Below are 18953 nucleotides of genomic sequence, written 5' to 3' on the forward strand. Positions count from 1 at the left end.
AATCCAAGTTCCGAAAGTGAAATATTAAGCACTTTTCTATGTGTTACTGTAGTAAAATACGTACATAAAAAAACGCCCCAATTGGGGCGTTTTGTCTTTGGATAAAACAATAACTGATTTTATTTGTTAACGGCTACAGCGCCCTGGTTCCAGGTTTTTACATCTTTGATTTTGCTGTTGCTGTAGTCAACTTCGCTAAGTGTGCTGCCGGTCCAAAAGAACCATTTACCCACCTTTTGGCCGTTTTCATACTGGCCCATAGACTGCTTGGTGCCATCGGCATTATATCCTACCCACGTGCCGTGCAGCTTGCCGTTGTTATAAAACCCGGTTTGCTTTACCTGCCCGTTATCATAATAATAGGTAGATTTAACCATTTTGTCCTGTATTTCGTGTTTTGCTTTAGCGCTTTGTGCAGTCATCACTCCGGTAAACAACAGTGCGGCTGCAAACATTATCTTTTTCATATCTGTCTATTTTTAGGGTTGTTACTTAAACTTCTTAAACAAAGATAACGATTATTTTACACAAAGGATACGTTGACTTAACAATTTGGTAACATTGAATGAAAACTTAACATTGGAAAATTAAAAAATCCTGCGCAAGGGCAGGATTTATTGGTGTTTTAAGCGAAAACGGTTTTTTGCCGTTTTTTACTTTTTTATTTTACTAATTTGTCTAATTGTTCCTGTAGGGCAGGGTCGCTTGGCCTTTTGGCATTGCTGTCTACCACATTTCCTGTAGGGTCAATTAGTATAAAGCGCGGAATAGAATCTATGCCATAAGCCTGTGTAAAGGCGCTTTGCCATGCGTTTTCGGCAAAAAGCTGCACACCGCCCAGTTGCTGGGTTTCAACAAATTTCTTCCATTTTTCATGGTCTTTTTTCTCGTCTATGCTAATGCTTACAAACTCAATGTTTTTGCCGTGGTATTTTTCCTCAATCTGTTTAAGGAAAGGTATTTCCCTGCGGCATGGCCCACACCACGTAGCCCATACATCTATGTAAACATACTTGCCTTTAAAGCTGTCAAGGCTGGTAGTGCCGCCTTTGTGGTTTTCAAGGTTAAATTTAGGCGATGGCTTGCCTTTCATTTGGTTAGCGGCTACTGTAGTCTGGGCTACGGCGGCAAGCTGCTGTTTGTCAACCTCAAGTTGCTTTACTATAATGTCCTTAAAGCCCGGGTCAACTTCAGGGTCGTTGGCAGCAGCAACAAGCTTCTTGTAAGACTCGTCTATTTTAGCGGTGGCCTCATCGGCTGTTTTAATATTGTCAAAATAGGTTTGCAGCGCCTCGTTGCTCATCATCCTTTGTGCCAGCAGGTTGTTTTCTTTAGCGCCTTTGCCTGTAAACGTAATGGTTTCGTCAAACTCTTTGGCATCCAGTGTCATTTTAAGGTCAAAACCATCCTTAAGGTACAGCACGGCATACTCTGCACCATCGTTTAGTTCATAAAAACCGGCCTCCTTAACATCAACAGAACCGCTAAATTTACCTGGGGCAGTAGCCTTAATGCTGTTTTTTATACCTTCAGAATTTATTGTCAGCTCATCGCTGTTTGGGTTTTTTATTTCGGCGGTAAACTTTGCAGTTCCCTGTGCCCATGCACCGGCAGAAGCCAGTAAAAGCAGAAGTAATTTTTTCATTTTTTCTCTTAATGGTTATTTAGTGTAAAGATACTGTATTAAACTTAATAACATTAAGATTATTGTTTGGTTCTTTTTGTGCCTGTACATAACCGGTATACCGCCCTAAACTATAAACTCTTTTTGTACATTTGCAGCACCAAAATTTTACAAATAACATAATAATGTACAGGAGCCATAACTGCGGGCAGCTTAATGCCTCGCATATTAACCAGGAAGTAACACTCGCCGGATGGGTGCAAAAATCGCGCAACAAGGGTTTTCTTATATGGGTAGACCTACGCGACCGCTATGGTATAACACAGCTTATTTTTGACGAAAGCCGTACAGATAAAGCCGTGTTTGACCTTGCCGCCACACTGGGCCGTGAGTTTGTTATACAGGTTAAAGGCACCGTTATAGAGCGCGAAAGCAAGAACCCTAACATGGCTACCGGCGATGTGGAAATTCTTGTTACAGAGCTTACCATACTAAATGCGGCACAGCTGCCTCCGTTTACCATTGAAGATGAGACTGATGGTGGCGAAGACATCCGTATGAAGTACCGTTACCTTGATATTCGCCGCAACCCGGTTAAAAACAGCCTGCTGTTCCGCCATAAAGTAGCTATGGAAGTACGCAACTACCTTAGTGGTAATGGCTTTATAGAGGTAGAAACCCCGGTGCTTATTAAGAGTACACCCGAAGGTGCGCGTGACTTTGTAGTGCCAAGCCGCATGAACGAAGGCCAGTTCTATGCCCTGCCGCAATCGCCACAAACCTTTAAGCAGCTGCTTATGGTGGGCGGTATGGATAAATACTTCCAGATTGTAAAGTGTTTCCGAGACGAAGACCTTCGTGCCGACCGCCAGCCGGAGTTTACACAAATAGACTGCGAAATGAGCTTTGTGGAGCAGGAAGACATTATACAAATGTTTGAAGGCCTTGCCAGCCACCTTCTTAAAGAACTTAAAGGTGTTGAAACAGGCAAGTTCCCGCGTATGATCTATGATGAGGCCATGAAAAAATACGGTAACGACAAGCCCGATATCCGTTTCGGTATGGAGTTTGGCGAGCTTAATGCCGTTGCACAGCACAAAGAATTTGCCGTGTTTAACAACAGCGAGCTTGTAGTGGGTATTGCCGTACCGGGCGCTGCTGCCTACACCCGTAAGCAGATAGATGAGCTTATTGAGTGGGTAAAACGCCCGCAGGTAGGCGCTACCGGAATGGTATATGTTAAGTATGAGCTTGATGGTTCGCTTAAATCATCGGTAGATAAATTTTATGATGCCGAAGACCTTAAAAAATGGGCCGAAGTTACCGGTGCCCAGCCGGGCGACCTTATATTGGTGCTAAGCGGCGAGGCATATAAAACCCGTACACGCCTTAGCGCCCTGCGTATGGAGCTGGCTACACGCCTCGGCCTGCGCAACCCAGAGGTGTTTGCACCGCTATGGGTGGTAGACTTCCCGCTTTTAGAGTGGGATGAAGACAGCCAGAGGTTCCACGCCATGCACCACCCGTTTACCTCTCCTAAGCCCGGCGATATTGCCCTGCTGGAGACCGACCCGGCTGCCGTGCGTGCTAATGCTTACGACCTTGTACTTAACGGCAACGAGATTGGCGGCGGTTCTATACGTATACACGACAAGGCCACTCAGGCGCTTATGTTTAAATACCTTGGCTTTAGCGAAGAGCAGGCTAAGGCGCAGTTTGGTTTCCTTATGGATGCGTTTCAGTATGGCGCGCCGCCACACGGTGGCCTTGCCTTTGGTTTCGACAGGCTTGTAGCCATACTGGGCGGTCAGGAAACCATTCGCGACTTTATTGCGTTCCCTAAAAACAACAGCGGCCGCGATGTAATGATTGATGCACCAAGCGTTATTGACGACAAGCAGCTGGATGAACTGCACATAAGGCTGAAATAATACATTGATTATTATAGTATAAAACCGTGTCTTGCAAAAGGCACGGTTTTTGTATTTTTACTTACAAACCAATCAAAATCCTTACATGAAAACCCTATACGCCTTATTGCTTGCCCTGTTGCCTGCTGTTGGCTTTACGCAGCAGGCCGTTACAACTATTGGTTCTTCTGCAACTGATACCAAACGCCTGTTGTTTGGGTTTAATGCCGGGGCTACTTATGCAGGCCTGCACGGCAACAATGCATCCGGAGAAAACAACACTACAATAGATTACCTTGTTGGTCTGTCGTTGGAAGTGCCCTTTAATAACAATTTTTCCCTTATTGGTAACGTAAATTATGAAAGGCTGGCCTTTACCCGAAACATCCCTTTTGGCTCAGGGGCCGATGCCTCAGAAGGAGGGTATGGCACCCGCCTTATTTTGCAAAACATTACCGTGCCTCTGAATGTTAAGTATTACATAGGGCAGTCTAAAGACTATTATATTAACGGAGGTGCATTTGTGCGCTATTTTGTAGACCAAACGGTACGCATTAACGGCGAAAAGGTAAACGACGCCGGTTATGGCAGTTTTCAGGACTTTACCTATGGCGTAAACCTTGGCCTGGGTATGTGTTTTGACGTAAATGAAAACAATACTATTAATGTAGAAGTGCGCGATAACCTTGGGCTCAGCAACATTACCAGGCAAACGGCTACCGGTGCAAACAGCGTTAAAACAAATTCAGTCAACCTTATTATAGCTTGGCAGTTTGAGCTTTAGCAGTCAGTTGTAATTTCCTTAACCAAAAAAATATACAATCGGCTCCCGGTTTTTGGGGTGCTTTTTCTTATCATAACCAATTTAATTACTTACATGAAAACATTACATGCCTTACTGTTGGCCATGCTGCCTGTTGCAGCCCTTGCCCAGGAAATCACGCCCCAGTCACAACCCCTTAAATTTGGTATTAACGCAGGTGCTACCTATGCCGGTATACGCGGTAACAATGAAGCCGAAAAAAGCGATTATGCCCTTGACTACCTTGTAGGTGTTTCGCTTGAAGTGCCGCTTAGCGAAAGGCTTTCCCTGATTACTAACCTTAATTATGAAAGGATAAGCTACAAACGCGATTATTATGTTGAAAACCCAAATTTTGACCCGTTTTTGCCGCCAGATGGGTATGAAATTACCGTTAGGGCTACCATGCAGTACCTTACCCTGCCGGTTAACCTTAAATATTATGTTGGGGCATCTAAAAAGTTTTATATCAACGGAGGTGCTTTTGCGGGCTATTTTTTAGACGGAATTTCTAAAGTAAATGGCGATAAAATAAACGATGACTACAGCATATTTAAAGACTTTAACTTTGGTGCTAATCTGGGCGTGGGTGTGCGTTTCCCGGTAAGTGATACTAGTGATATTAATATAGAGCTGCGCGATAACCTGGGCCTTGCTAACATAAGTAAGGTGCCGGTAGTGGGCGATGGCAGCGTTAAAACAAATTCGGTAAACCTTATGGTAATATGGCAATTTGGTTTATAGCCAATGCTTTGAATTAAATCAATGATTAGGCTGATTAACTGTAATATTCCTTAAAACAATTCACTAAAAACCTTTTATAATAACCGATATTTAAATTTTTTAACATTTGTCTTGGTAATGTAAATAATAATTCTATCTTTGACGCTTTATTAATTTTATTACCTACATAATGCGAACAGGCAAAGTGAAATTTTTTATTGAATCTAAAGGATTTGGATTCATAACTGACGATGAAACAGGCAAAGACATCTTTGTACATGCTACCGGTCTTAAAGTTGAAAAACTGGCTGAAGGCGACAAAGTAAGCTATGTTGAACAAGACGGTAAAAAAGGTAAAGTAGCTGCTCAGGTTACTGCCATCTAGTAATATATATTACGCTTACCATTACCTTATCAAAGCTGCTCCATATGGGGCAGCTTTTTTTATGTTTTTACTGTATTTATTGTAGGTTTTTAGGTGTTTTGTTAATAAATGTTTAGCTATCAAAATAGTAGCGTAATAATTAGGTAATACTGCCAAAATAATGATAATATTATTTTTATTTAGAACCAATAAAAATTAAGGTTTTATTTTGTTTTCTTAATTAAAAACGTTGAATTTGTGCCAATATCACACGTATATTTGTTGAATTGTTACATATATTATTACATAACTCATGGAAACAAGCCAGGTAAGCTACATCCCAATCTTTATGCAAATTGCTCTTGCAGTGGGTTTTGTGGCAGGTACAATTGCCATTTCTAACATGCTGGGGCCTAAGCGCAATTCGCTTAATAAAGATAAAAACTTTGAGTGCGGTATAGAGTCGGTAGGTAATGCCCGTATACCCTTCTCGGTTAAGTATTTTCTTGTAGCCATCCTTTTTGTGCTTTTTGATGTAGAGGTAATATTTATGTACCCGTGGGCGGTAAACTTCCGCGAAATGGGTGTGGAAGGCCTTATCAAAATGGGCATCTTTATGTTCCTTCTTGTAGTGGGCTTCTTTTATGTAATGAAAAAGAAAGGGCTGGAGTGGGAGTAATCAGGTATGCTTTTTGAAGCATTATACTGATAATCAAAAAACTGAATTACTATGAGCGATCAAAAAGATATAAAAATAGTAGGTGCCCCTGCCGGTATAGAAGGCCAGGGCTTTTTTGCTACTAAGCTTGACGAGGTGGTGGGCCTTGCGCGTGCCAACTCGCTTTGGCCATTACCGTTTGCTACATCATGCTGCGGTATCGAGTTTATGGCTACTATGGCCGCTACTTATGACCTTGCCCGTTTCGGTTCTGAGCGTATGAGTTTTTCTCCGCGCCAGGCCGATATGTTGCTTGTAATGGGTACCATTGCCAAAAAAATGGCGCCTATTTTAAGGCAGGTGTACGAGCAAATGGCAGAGCCCCGCTGGGTTATTGCTGTGGGTGCATGTGCCTCTTCAGGTGGTGTTTTTGATACCTACAGCGTGCTTCAGGGTATAGACAAGGTTATTCCGGTAGACGTTTACGTTCCGGGTTGCCCGCCAAGGCCTGAGCAAATATTAGACGGCATCCTTACATTGCAGGATATTGTTAAAAATGAGTCGGTACGCCGCAGGAGTTCTCCTGAGTACCAGGAATTATTGGCTTCTTACAACATAACATAATGGCATTAGAAACCACTGTAATAGAAGATAAGCTAACGGAAAAATTTGGAGACAAAGTTTTCGGTTTTGTAGATATAAAAGATATGTTCTCTTTTGAGGTAGAGGCTGCTTCGGCTAACGATGTGCTTCGTTTCCTTAAAGAAGATGCGGTGCTGCGCTTTAACTTCCTTACCGATGTTTGCGGCGTGCACTACCCGGATAACGAGGTTGAAAGGCAGTTTGCTGTGGTGTACCACCTGCACAACTGGATGGACAATGTGCGCATCCGCATAAAGGCGTTCCTTAACGGCGAAAACCCTGAAATAGACAGTGCTACAAACCTGTATCTTGGTGCTAACTGGCAGGAACGCGAAACCTACGATTTTTACGGTATTATATTTAAAGGCCACCCGCAGCTTAAGCGCATCCTTAATATGGATGAAATGACGGTATTCCCTATGCGTAAGGAATATCCAATGGAAGACGGCGGCCGTACCGATAAAGACGACCGTTTCTTTGGCCGCAAGCCGGATAACGTTAACAATAATTAATTGGCAAAATAAGTATATACAATGTCAGACTTATTATTACCACCAGAGCTGCGCTATGCCAAGATGATTGAGCAAAGGCAAAATGAAGACGGCAGCGAGCTCGCCATATTAAACCTTGGGCCTACACACCCTGCCACGCACGGTATTTTCCAGAACATCCTGCTTATGGATGGTGAAAGGATTCTTGACGGCGAAGGCACCGTAGGTTATATTCACCGCGCATTTGAAAAAATAGCCGAAAACAGGCCATTTTACCAGATAACCCCGCTAACCGACAGGATGAACTACTGTTCGTCTCCCATAAACAACATGGGGTGGTGGATGACTCTGGAAAAAGCGCTGGATATAGAAGTGCCCAAGCGTGTGCAGTACCTAAGGGTGATAATAATGGAGCTGGCGCGTATTGCTGACCATATTATATGTAACTCGGTACTTGGTGTAGATACGGGGGCGCTTACGGGCTTCCTTTATGTGTTCCAGTACCGCGAAAAGATTTACGAAATTTACGAAGAAATATGCGGCGCCCGCCTTACTACAAACATGGGCCGCATAGGCGGTTTTGAAAGGGACTGGAGCCCTGCCGCTTTCAAAAAGATAAACGATTTCCTTGAAGAGTTCCCGGCTATATGGACAGAGTTTGAAAACCTGTTGTCGCGCAACCGTATTTTTATGGACCGTACCATAAACGTGGGGCCTATATCTGCCGAAAAGGCCATGAGCTACGGTTTTACCGGGCCTAACCTTCGTGCAGCGGGTATAGACTATGATGTGCGTGTTATGAAGCCGTACAGCTCTTACGAAGATTTTGAATTTGACGTGCCCGTGGGCCAGTCTGGCGATACATACGACCGTTTTTGCGTGCGTAATGCCGAGGTTTGGGAAAGCCTTAAAATCATCAAGCAGGCGCTTGAAAAACTGCCTGAAGGGCCTTTCCATGCCAATGTGCCTGATTACTACCTTCCGCCTAAGGAAGATGTGTACAACAACATGGAGGCGCTTATATACCACTTTAAAATAGTAATGGGCGAAGTGCCGGTACCAAAAACCGAAGTATACCACGCGGTAGAAGGCGGTAACGGCGAACTGGGCTTTTACCTGATAACAGACGGTAGCCGCACGCCTTACAGGCTGCACTTCCGCAGGCCATGCTTTATATATTACCAGGCCTTTAACGATATGGTAAAGGGGCAAATGCTTTCTGATGCCATTGCAACATTATCAAGCCTCAACGTGATTGCAGGCGAATTAGACGCGTAGATTATGGAGATTAGCAACGCACATCAGGAAATAAACATAACGCCTGAGCTTCAGGCCAGGATAGACGAGCTTTTGGGTCACTATCCCGATGATAAAAAGAAATCGGCCCTGTTGCCGGTACTGCACGAAGTGCAGGATGCCCACAACAACTGGCTGAGCATTCCGCTACAGGACAAGGTGGCCGAAATTTTAGGCATCAAACCTATTGAGGTATATGAGGTGGTTACATTTTACACTATGTATAACCAAAAGCCTATAGGTAAATTTATGTTTGAGTTTTGCCGTACGTCTTGCTGCGCTGTTCGCGGTGCAGAAAGCCTTATGGACTACACCTGCGAAAAGCTGGGTGTGGCTGAAGGCCAAACCACAGCAGACGGCATGTTTACCATAGTAGGTGTAGAGTGCCTTGGGGCATGCGGCTATGCGCCAATGCTTCAGCTGGGCGATTACTACTACGAAAAGCTTGACAGGCCTAAAATGGACCAGCTGATTGAAGACTGCCGTGCGGGCAAAATAGATTTACACAAACTGGCTATAAGGGAATAACTATGGCAAGGAAGATATTATTAGAACACGCAAATGTGCCGGGCATTAAAACCTATGAGGTATACCGCCAGCATGGTGGCTACCGCTCGGTAGAAAAAGCGCTTAAAAGCATGACGCCGGACGAGGTGGTGGAAGAGGTAAAAACCAGTGGCCTTCGCGGCCGTGGCGGCGCCGGTTTCCCTACCGGAATGAAGTGGAGCTTTATCGATAAAAAATCAGGCAAGCCGCGCCACCTGGTGTGCAATGCCGACGAATCTGAACCGGGGACGTTTAAAGACCGTTTCCTTATGGAATACATTCCGCACCTGCTTATTGAGGGCATGATTACTTCAAGCTATGCGCTGGGCTGTAACCTGTCTTACATTTACATCCGTGGGGAGTATATGTGGGTGTTCCGCATTCTTGAAACTGCAATTAAAGAAGCCTATGCCGCAGGTTGGCTGGGCAAAAACATAATGGGCACAGGCTGGGATTTAGACCTGCACGTGCACTGCGGCGCCGGAGCCTATATTTGTGGCGAAGAAACCGCGCTTATTGAGTCGCTTGAAGGCAAAAGGGGCAACCCGCGCATCAAGCCGCCATTTCCTGCTGTTAGCGGCCTTTGGGCTAACCCTACAGTTGTAAACAACGTTGAATCTATTGCCGTTGTGCCGTGGATTGTAAACAACACCGGTGCCGAATATGCCAAGATAGGCATAGGCCGTTCTACCGGTACAAAACTGATATCTGCATCGGGCCACTGTAAAAACCCCGGCGTTTATGAAATAGAGCTGGGCCTTAGCGTAGATGAGTTCATGAACTCAGACGAATACCTTGGCGGCATGATGGATGACCGTCCGCTAAAGGCGCTTATACCCGGAGGTTCTTCGGTGCCTATCCTTCCTGCAAACCTTATCTTTAAAAATGCCGAGGGCGGCGACAGGCTTATGAGCTATGAGTCGCTTTCCGAAGGTGGTTTTGCAACAGGCTCCATGCTGGGCTCTGGTGGTTTTATTGTGTATAACGATACTACCTGCGTGGTAAGGAATACCTGGAACTTCAGCCGTTTTTACCACCACGAAAGCTGCGGGCAGTGCTCGCCGTGCCGTGAGGGTACAGGCTGGATGGAAAAAGTACTGCACCGTATTGAAAACGGCCACGGCCGTGAAGAAGATATCGAACTGCTGTGGGACATACAGCGCAAGATAGAGGGCAACACAATATGCCCGCTGGGCGATGCCGCCGCATGGCCGGTAGCCGCTGCTATACGCCACTTCAGGGATGAGTTTGAATACCACGTGCGTTTCCCGGAAAAAATCAAGAACCGCGACCACTTTGTAAACGAGCCTTTTGAAAAGGTAAAGCATTTGGTAGCAAAGCAGGCAGTAATATAAGGAGCCCCTCCCGGCCTCCCCCAAAGGGGAGGAGAGTGAGGAGCCACAATAAAATTAAAAATTAACCTAAGCAAATTCCCCCTTTGGGGGTTAGGGGGCTGATAGATATGAAAGTAACAATAGACGGCCAGGAAATAGACGTAGAACCGGGTACCACCATACTGCAGGCTGCGCGCAAAATAGGCGGCGAGAGCGTTCCGCCCGCCATGTGCTATTATTCAAAACTTAAGGGTAGTGGGGGCAAATGCCGTTGCTGCCTGGTAGAGGTTTCTAAAGGCAGCGAGGCCGACCCTCGCCCTATGCCAAAGTTGGTAGCCTCATGCGTTACCGGCTGTATGGACGGTATGGAGGTAAAGAGCATCTCATCTGAAAGGGTGCTGGATGCCCGTAAATCGGTAACCGAGTTCCTTTTGATAAATCACCCGCTGGATTGCCCCGTGTGCGACCAGGCCGGTGAATGCGACCTGCAAAACCTGAGCTTTAAGCACGGTGCTGCCAAAACGCGCTTTATTGAAGAAAAACGTACGTTTGAGCCTGAAAACATAGGCCCTAACATTCAGCTGCATATGAACCGCTGTATTGTATGCTACCGCTGTGTAATGACTGCCGACCAGCTTACCGATAACCGCGTGCATGGTGTACTGAACAGGGGCGACCATTCGCAAATTTCTACCGCTATTTCTAAAGCTATAGACAACGAGTTTAGCGGTAACATGATAGACGTATGCCCTGTGGGTGCGCTTACAGATAAAACGTTCCGCTTTAAGCAAAGGGTATGGTTCAACAAGCCATACAACGCGCACCGTAATTGCGACAAGTGCTGTGGCAAGACCACGCTTTGGATGTTTGGTAACGAAATTCAGCGTGTAACCGCCCGTAAGGATGAGTATCATGAAGTGGAGGAGTTCATTTGTAACGAATGCCGCTTTGATCATAAAGATACAGCCGACTGGGTAATTGAAGGCCCACGCAAGTTTGAGAAAGATTCGGTTATCAACCAAAATAACTACACCCGCCACATTAAGCCGGTGGTTATTGAAACCGAACATAACATACTGTTGGGCCGCGATAAAGACCGCAAGAAGATCAGTATGACCGGGGTGCCCATGAAACCCGAAGAGCAAAAAGTATTAAAAGAAGGAAACGTATAAGAGGTTTTTGGTTATCGGTTGTTAGTTGTTGGGAGTTTCCACGACTTTTGACTTTTGACTTTTGACTTTTAAACTAAAAAAAATGGATACTGCAATAATTATAGAAAAAGGCATTTTTATAGTGGTGATTTTTGCCATTACCATGCTTTTTGCAATGTATGAAACCCTTGCCGAACGTAAAATAGCGGCGTGGTTCCAGGACCGTATAGGCCCGGATCGTGCCGGTAAAGGCGGTATACTACAGCCTCTTGCCGACGGTTTAAAGCTGTTTAGTAAAGAGGAGTTCTTCCCTAATACACCAAACAGGTTCCTGTTTATTGCAGGCCCTGCCATATCAATGAGCACGGCGCTTATTACCAGCGCGGTTATTCCGTGGGGCGATACACTGCATATCTTTGGCCGAGATGTAGTACTTCAGGCTACCGATATTGATATTGCCATGCTGTACATCTTTGGCGTACTTTCTGTAGGTGTTTATGGTATTATGATAGGCGGATGGGCATCTAACAACAAATTTTCGCTTATGGGCGCCATGCGTGCCTCAAGCCAGATGATATCGTATGAAGTAGCCATGGGCCTTGCCATCATAGCCCTTGTAATGATGACGGGTTCACTTAGCCTTCGCGATATTGCAGCCGGACAGCACGGCATGAGCTGGAATGTATTTTACCAGCCGGTGGGCTTCCTTATCTTCCTTGTTTGTTCGTTTGCCGAGACCAACCGTACGCCGTTTGACCTTGCCGAGTGTGAGGCCGAGCTTATAGGAGGTTACCATACCGAATATTCGTCAATGAAAATGGGTTTCTACCTGTTTGCAGAATATGCCTCAATGTTTATTTCATCAACCATCCTGGCGGTGCTGTACTTTGGTGCATACAACTTCCCGGGTATGGATTGGGTAACCGAAAACTGGGGCGCTAATGCCACTACATGGATTGGGGTACTGGTGCTGTTTGGTAAAATATGCTTCTTCATATTCTTTTATATGTGGGTGCGCTGGACGATACCAAGGTTCCGTTATGACCAGCTGATGAAACTGGGCTGGAAAATGCTTATACCGCTTGCCATTGCCAATATTGTTATTACAGCGCTGGCAATACTGTGGAGCGACGGTAAATTGTTTTAATTGTTTGAATGTAAAGAATGCCTTAGGGCACAAAGTATACTACAATGTCGATAGAAAGTTTATCATTATCGGGACGTAAAAAGGAGGTTTCCAACAAAAAGATGACCTTTATGGAAAGCCTTTACCTGGTAGCCATAGCTAAAGGTTTATGGATTACCCTTGGGCACCTTTTTACACGTAAGGTAACCATTAAGTATCCTGAGCAAACGCGCTCGCTTAGCCCCGTTTACCGTGGCCAGCACATGCTTATGCGCGATGACGAAGGGCGCGAACGCTGTACAGCCTGTGGTTTGTGTGCATTATCATGCCCTGCCGAAGCCATTACAATGAAAGCCGAAGAGCGCAAGCCGGATGAAAAGCATCTGTACCGTGAGGAGAAATATGCCTCTATTTATGAGATAAACATGCTGCGCTGCATTTTTTGCGGGCTGTGTGAGGAAGCGTGCCCCAAGCAGGCCATTTACCTTACCAAGAGCCGCGTAATGGTAAAAAGCGCCAGCAACCGCGAAGATTTTATATATGGCAAGGAAAAGCTGGTTATGCCGCTTGAAATGGCCATTAACAACACTAAACCACAAATGGCGAAATAATGATACTAACTTTATTCTACATACTTTCGGCCATAACGCTTGCTACTGCATTTCTTACCATCTTTAGCAAAAACCCTATACATAGTGCCATTTACCTTGTGCTGTGCTTCTTTTCTATAGCCGGGCATTACCTTATGTTTAACGCGCAGTTCCTGGCCATTGTGCACGTAATTGTATATTCGGGAGCCATCATGATCCTGATGCTCTTTACCATAATGCTTATGAACCTCAATAAAGAGGATGAAAAGAACAAAACACTACTCTCGCGCATAGCCGCCGCCGGTGCCTTTGGCCTTGTAGCGCTGGTGCTTATTGCCACGTTTATTAAATCGCATGCCGTTATTGCCCGTTATGATGTTTCGGGTAAAGACTACCAGTCAATAAAAGTGCTGGGCCAGGTATTGCTTAACGATTATATGGTGCCGTTTGAATTTGCCTCGATACTGCTTTTAGTATCAATGATTGGTGCGGTACTACTGTCTAAAAAAGAACATATTAACGGCTAAGATGGAAAATATACTACAGGAAATAGGCATAGATAACTATATATACCTTTCTACACTGTTGTTTTGTGTAGGCGCTTTTGGTGTATTGTTCCGCAGGAATGCCATTGTTATGTTCATGTCTATAGAAATTATGCTTAATGCGGTAAACCTGCTGTTGGTAGCGTTTAGTACCTATCACCAGGACGCTGCCGGGCAGATATTTGTATTCTTTTCTATGGCTGTTGCCGCTGCCGAAGTAGCGGTAGGTCTTGCCATACTGGTTGCGGTGTACCGCAATGTTAAGGGTATTGATATTGATAATTTAAAGAACTTAAAAGGATAACGCCCGATGGAGACAAATTTGGCTTTACTATTACTATTTGCCCCATTTGCAGGGTTTTTAATTAATGTTTTCTTTGGTAAAAAAATAGGCAAAAATGCCTCGGGCTACCTGGGTACTGCTGCTGTTGCGGTTTCTTTTGTGGTAACCCTGTTTTTCTTTTTACAGGTAAGCAGTACTAAAAAAGCCATAAGCGTTGAGCTTTTTGAATGGCTTAACCTGCAAAACTTTACTGTTGGCTTTAACTTCCTGCTCGACCAGCTTTCGCTGCTGTGGCTTATGTTTGTTACCGGTATTGGTACGCTAATCCACCTATATTCTATAAGCTATATGCATGATGATGAAAACATGCACAAGTTTTTTGCCTACCTAAACCTGTTTGTATTCTTTATGCTTACGCTGGTTATGGGCAGCAACCTGCTTATTATGTTCATTGGCTGGGAAGGCGTGGGGCTTTGCTCTTACCTGCTTATAGGCTTTTGGTACAAAAACCAGGATTATAACGATGCGGCTAAGAAAGCATTCATTATGAACCGTATAGGCGACCTTGGTTTTCTTATAGGTATCTTTATCCTTGCTCATATTTTCCACACGTTGGAGTATACCAATATCCGCACGGCTGTTGAAAATGCCTGGACTATCGACAGGACCTGGCTTACCATTGCCATGCTGTGCCTGTTTATAGGTGCCTGTGGTAAAAGCGCCCAGATTCCGCTATATACATGGCTGCCTGATGCAATGGCGGGTCCAACACCGGTTTCGGCCCTTATACACGCTGCTACCATGGTTACCGCCGGCATCTTTATGGTAACAAGGCTTAACTTCCTGTTTAACTTAACGCCGGATGTGCTTGAGGTAATGGCCATAGTAGGTGCCATAACATCGCTTATAGCAGCTTCTATTGGCCTTGTACAAAATGATATCAAGAAAGTACTGGCTTACTCAACCGTTTCGCAGCTTGGGCTTATGTTCCTTGCCCTTGGTTGTGGCGCTTATGAAATAGCTGTTTTCCACGTAATAACACACGCGTTCTTTAAGGCGTGCCTGTTTCTGGGTTCGGGTTCGGTTATCCACGCGTTGCACGGCGAGCAGGATATGCGCAATATGGGCGGCCTGCGCAAGGTTATGAAAATTACCTTTGCCACGTTCCTTATCTCTACACTTGCCATTTCAGGCCTGCCGCCATTCTCCGGTTTCTTCTCTAAAGACGAAATTTTAATGACGGCGTTCCACCACAATACAGTGCTGTATGTAATAGGTTCGCTTGCTTCTATCATGACGGCCTTTTATATGTTCCGCCTGCTGTACCTTACATTCTACAAAGATTTCCGTGGTACTGAGGAGCAAAAACACCACCTGCATGAGTCTCCGGGCCTTATTACCTTCCCGCTTATAGTGCTTGCCATCCTTGCACTTGTGGGCGGTGCCATAAGCCTGCCGGGCGCCAGCTGGCTTAATGAATACCTTGCGCCTGTAATAGCTAAACCGGCGGTACACCACCACCTGGGCCCTACCGAGTATATGCTTATGGGCATTGCGGTAGTAGGTGCACTTGTAGGTATAGGCATTGCTTATGCAAAATACATGAACAAAGGCGAAGTACCACCGCAGGACAGCGAAATAAAAGGCGTTGCCGGGCTGCTGTACAACAAATATTATGTAGACGAAGTATATACCGCAATAATTGTAAAACCTATTTATGCTATTGGCAGCTTCTTTAAAAATGTTACGGAAGCGGCTATATCAGGGCTTGTTTTCGGCTTTGGTAAGGCAGCCGTATTTTTAGGCAAACAGGGTGGCGCGGTTCAAAACGGCAGCGTAGGTTTTTACCTGCTTATATTTGTACTGGGTATTTGTGCAATTGTAGGCAGTATATTTCTGATAAAATAAAACAAACTGATGAACGTATCTTTAATACTTGTTATTTTATTATTTGGGGCACTTGCCACCTGGTATTCGGGTGACAAATGGGCATCTAAAGTGGCGCTTGCTTTCAGTACGGTGGCATTTGGGGTTACAGCATTTTTAACCTACCGCTTTTTTACGGTAGATAACCCAACTGTAACGCTTAGTTTTTCTAAAATGTGGATTGCAAACCCGCGTGTGGTATTGTTCTTTAAGGCCGATGGCTTAAGCCTGGCTATGGCATTGCTTACAACGGCGCTTACGCCCATAATTATACTTACATCGTTTGCTAACCTGTTTCCGCGTAAAGCGTCTTTCTACGGGCTTATACTGTTTATGGCCTTTGCCATGGCGGGTACGTTTTTAAGCGAAGACGGTTTCCTGTATTATATTTTCTGGGAGCTTTCGCTTATCCCAATCTACTTCATAGCCCTTATGTGGGGCGGTGGCGATGCCGAAGAGCGTAAAAAAGCGGTAGTTAAATTCTTTATCTACACCTTTGCAGGTTCGCTCTTTATGCTGTTGGCGTTTATTTACATTTACCAGAGAACAGGCTCGTTCCTGGCGTTTAACCTGTACAATGCCCGCCTTAACGAAACAGAGGAGATGCTTATATTCCTGGCATTCTTCCTGGCTTATGCTATTAAAATTCCTATTATACCTTTCCATACATGGCAGGCAAATGTGTACCAAAAAGCCCCGGCTGCCGGTACCATGCTGTTATCGGGTATTATGCTTAAAATGGCGCTTTTCAGTATCATTAAGTGGCAGCTGCCTATAGCCCCGCATTTTGCAGAGAAATATAAATACATATTTATTGCCCTTTGTGTTGCCGGTGTTATATATGGTTCTATACTGGCGCTTAAGCAAACCAACCTTAAAAAGCTACTTGCTTATTCGTCATTGGCACACGTTGGCCTTGTTGCCGCAGGTGCTTATACCATGACGCTTGATGGTTTCCGTGGTGCTGTACTTCAAATGCTGGCGCACGGCTTTGTAGTGGTAGGCCTTTTCTTTGCTGCCGAAATTATAGAGCGCAGGTTTGCTACCCAGGAAATTGCCGATATGGGAGGTATCCGTCTAAAAACGCCGGTGTTCTCATCTATGTTCATGATACTGGTACTGGCATCGGTAGCGCTGCCTTCTACTTTTAACTTTGTGGGAGAATTTGAGCTGCTGTACAGCCTTGCACAGGCTAATATATGGATGGCCGTTGTTGGCGGTCTTACCATTATATTGGGTGCATTTTATATGCTTAGGATGTTCCAGCAGGTAATGCTGGGCGACGGTACCCGTGCCTTTGCCGATGTTACCGTTATCGAAGGTGTTGCATTTGTGCTTATCATTGCCGTACTGCTGTTCTTTGGTGTATATCCTAAGCCGTTGGTAGAGCTTGTTACGCCAACGCTTAATGAATTATTGACTTACATAAAACAACTACGTTAAGATGGAGATATTAATAGCTATTGCGGGGCTGGGTATTATATGCCTTATAGCTGAAATTTTTAACGCAAGAAAAGCCATTGTGCCCATAAGCATTGTGGGGCTTATTGCCGTATTGGTGTATACCGTGGGCAGATGTCTTAAAGGTGGAAAAGAATTTATAAGCGGCCTTGCTATGGACGGCAAAGGATATTTTAATATGCTTGTAAGCGATAAATATTCGCTTGCCTTCTCGTCGTTGTTTATACTGCTGGCTATATTTTTAATAGCGCTAAGCCCTGATTTTCATAAAAACCACAAACCAAAGCTGTCAGACTTTGTAGCAACCAAGCTGTTTTTGCTTACAGGGGCTATTGCCATGGTGGCTTTTGGCAACCTTTCTATGTTCTTTTTAGGTATAGAGGTGCTTTCTATATCGCTGTATGTACTTGCAGCCAGCGAACCTAAGAATTTAAAGAGTAACGAGGCCGGTATGAAGTACTTCCTTATGGGAGCATTTGCATCGGGTCTTATACTGTTTGGTATAGCGCTTATATATGGTGCTACGGGTAGTTTTGATACGGCTGTTATACAAACAAAGGCGCTTTCGCCTGATTTGCCTAAATGGTTCAGCATTGGTTTTGTGCTGCTAAGCATAGGCCTGCTGTTTAAAATTGCAGCTGTGCCGTTCCACTTCTGGGCTCCTGATGTTTATGAAGGTTCTCCGGCGCTTACCACTGCAACCATGAGCACACTGGCCAAAGTAGCTGCCATAGCGGCATTCTTTAAGCTTGCTTATGCATTAAACCCTGTGCTTTCGGGCAGGTTTATTACCATAATAAATGTTGTAGCCATAGCCTCTATGCTAATAGGTAACCTTGTGGCGCTTAAGCAAACCAATGTTAAGCGTATGCTTGCCTTTTCGGGTATATCTCATGCGGGTTATATGCTGCTTATATTCCAGCTGCACGGCCTTACGGCAGCACAAAGCAACCTGTTCTTTTATGCTGTAGCCTATTCTATAGCAGGTATTGCAGCGTTTGCAGTAGTGCTTAGCGTTTGTGGTAATAAAGGAGACGAGCAGATATTTAACTTTAACGGCCTGGGTAAAACCAATCCGGTGCTTGCACTAGTGCTTACCTGTGCATTACTTTCTATGGCGGGTATACCGGTATTTGCAGGTTTCTTTGCCAAGTTTAACCTGTTTAGCCAAGTGCTTTCTAAAGGTATGAATTCGCCATCGGCCCAAGGTATTATAACAGCACTAATACTGGTTATTGCTGCGGTTGTAAGCTCAATTATAAGCGTAGGGTATTACTTTAAGCTTATTATTGCCATGTACAGCAAAGAGCCTAATGAAGACAGCCAGCCGCTTGTTGTGCCGTTTGCATACAAAGCAGTTGCAATTGTAAGCTTTGTATTAATTATAGCTATAGGTTTATGGCCAGATCTGGCTTCAAGCCTTATACGCCGCACGGTGCTTGTAGAAAATATGATTAAAAACAAAATAATATAAAAAAAAG

20 protein-coding genes are annotated in these 18953 nt (G+C 44.7%); 18 read left to right on the plus strand and 2 right to left on the minus strand.

From position 1 onward, the window contains the following. Window positions 1-119: 119 nt before the first annotated feature. A complete protein-coding gene (locus AM279_RS15935; protein ID WP_054409017.1) occupies window positions 120-467 on the minus strand; it encodes a toxin-antitoxin system YwqK family antitoxin in 348 nt (115 codons plus the stop codon). A 194-nt stretch (window positions 468-661) separates the two neighbouring features. Beyond that, the gene (locus AM279_RS15940; RefSeq protein WP_054409018.1) at window positions 662-1645 is read right to left on the minus strand and encodes a TlpA family protein disulfide reductase; all 984 of its coding nucleotides are present in this window, start codon (window positions 1643-1645) and stop codon (window positions 662-664) included. Window positions 1646-1809: 164 nt separating this feature from the next. Between AM279_RS15940 and aspS the strand changes: the two genes are divergently transcribed. From aspS to AM279_RS16030, 18 genes are all read left to right on the plus strand, one after another. Further along, window positions 1810-3555 (plus strand): aspartate--tRNA ligase, encoded by a 1746-nt coding sequence (gene aspS, locus AM279_RS15945; protein WP_054410370.1) that lies wholly within the window; start codon window positions 1810-1812, stop codon window positions 3553-3555. 85 nt (window positions 3556-3640) lie between these two features. Further along, a complete protein-coding gene (locus AM279_RS15950; protein WP_054409019.1) occupies window positions 3641-4318 on the plus strand; it encodes an outer membrane beta-barrel protein in 678 nt (225 codons plus the stop codon). A gap of 93 nt (window positions 4319-4411) precedes the next feature. After that, window positions 4412-5080, plus strand: coding sequence for a porin family protein (locus AM279_RS15955; RefSeq protein ID WP_054409020.1), 669 nt, complete (start codon window positions 4412-4414; stop codon window positions 5078-5080). 169 nt (window positions 5081-5249) lie between these two features. Continuing rightward, on the plus strand, window positions 5250-5444 hold the full coding sequence (locus tag AM279_RS15960; protein WP_054409021.1) for a cold-shock protein: 195 nt from the start codon (window positions 5250-5252) through the stop codon (window positions 5442-5444). A gap of 292 nt (window positions 5445-5736) precedes the next feature. Next, window positions 5737-6102, plus strand: a complete 366-nt coding sequence (locus AM279_RS15965) for an NADH-quinone oxidoreductase subunit A (RefSeq protein WP_054409022.1) — start codon at window positions 5737-5739, stop codon at window positions 6100-6102. Window positions 6103-6153: 51 nt separating this feature from the next. Further along, a complete protein-coding gene (locus tag AM279_RS15970) occupies window positions 6154-6705 on the plus strand; it encodes an NADH-quinone oxidoreductase subunit B (protein WP_054409023.1) in 552 nt (183 codons plus the stop codon). Next, entirely contained in the window at window positions 6705-7235 is a 531-nt protein-coding gene (locus tag AM279_RS15975; protein WP_054409024.1) for an NADH-quinone oxidoreductase subunit C, read from the plus strand. Before AM279_RS15970 ends, AM279_RS15975 begins: the two co-directional genes overlap by 1 nt. Before the next feature lie 21 nt (window positions 7236-7256). Further along, a complete protein-coding gene (locus AM279_RS15980) occupies window positions 7257-8492 on the plus strand; it encodes an NADH-quinone oxidoreductase subunit D (protein WP_054409025.1) in 1236 nt (411 codons plus the stop codon). A gap of 3 nt (window positions 8493-8495) precedes the next feature. Continuing rightward, window positions 8496-9038, plus strand: coding sequence for an NADH-quinone oxidoreductase subunit NuoE family protein (locus tag AM279_RS15985; protein WP_054409026.1), 543 nt, complete (start codon window positions 8496-8498; stop codon window positions 9036-9038). Window positions 9039-9040: 2 nt separating this feature from the next. Next, window positions 9041-10411, plus strand: a complete 1371-nt coding sequence (nuoF, locus tag AM279_RS15990; RefSeq protein WP_054409027.1) for an NADH-quinone oxidoreductase subunit NuoF — start codon at window positions 9041-9043, stop codon at window positions 10409-10411. Between the two features lie 107 nt (window positions 10412-10518). Continuing rightward, on the plus strand, window positions 10519-11562 hold the full coding sequence (locus tag AM279_RS15995) for a 2Fe-2S iron-sulfur cluster-binding protein (RefSeq protein WP_054409028.1): 1044 nt from the start codon (window positions 10519-10521) through the stop codon (window positions 11560-11562). Between the two features lie 82 nt (window positions 11563-11644). Continuing rightward, window positions 11645-12688, plus strand: a complete 1044-nt coding sequence (gene nuoH / locus AM279_RS16000; RefSeq protein ID WP_054409029.1) for an NADH-quinone oxidoreductase subunit NuoH — start codon at window positions 11645-11647, stop codon at window positions 12686-12688. Window positions 12689-12732: 44 nt separating this feature from the next. Next, window positions 12733-13278 (plus strand): NuoI/complex I 23 kDa subunit family protein, encoded by a 546-nt coding sequence (locus AM279_RS16005; RefSeq protein ID WP_054409030.1) that lies wholly within the window; start codon window positions 12733-12735, stop codon window positions 13276-13278. Next, window positions 13278-13784, plus strand: a complete 507-nt coding sequence (locus AM279_RS16010) for an NADH-quinone oxidoreductase subunit J family protein (RefSeq protein WP_054409031.1) — start codon at window positions 13278-13280, stop codon at window positions 13782-13784. The genes AM279_RS16005 and AM279_RS16010 overlap by 1 nt, the downstream gene beginning before the upstream one ends. Window position 13785: 1 nt before the next feature. Further along, a complete protein-coding gene (gene nuoK / locus AM279_RS16015; protein ID WP_054409032.1) occupies window positions 13786-14106 on the plus strand; it encodes an NADH-quinone oxidoreductase subunit NuoK in 321 nt (106 codons plus the stop codon). 6 nt (window positions 14107-14112) lie between these two features. Further along, entirely contained in the window at window positions 14113-15993 is a 1881-nt protein-coding gene (gene nuoL, locus AM279_RS16020; protein WP_054409033.1) for an NADH-quinone oxidoreductase subunit L, read from the plus strand. A 9-nt stretch (window positions 15994-16002) separates the two neighbouring features. Then, the gene (locus tag AM279_RS16025) at window positions 16003-17454 is read left to right on the plus strand and encodes a complex I subunit 4 family protein (protein WP_054409034.1); all 1452 of its coding nucleotides are present in this window, start codon (window positions 16003-16005) and stop codon (window positions 17452-17454) included. 1 nt (window position 17455) lies between these two features. Then, window positions 17456-18946, plus strand: a complete 1491-nt coding sequence (locus tag AM279_RS16030) for an NADH-quinone oxidoreductase subunit N (RefSeq protein ID WP_054409035.1) — start codon at window positions 17456-17458, stop codon at window positions 18944-18946. Window positions 18947-18953: the final 7 nt, after the last annotated feature.

The organism is Flavobacterium akiainvivens, from assembly GCF_001278115.1.
Classification (GTDB): domain Bacteria; phylum Bacteroidota; class Bacteroidia; order Flavobacteriales; family Flavobacteriaceae; genus Flavobacterium; species Flavobacterium akiainvivens.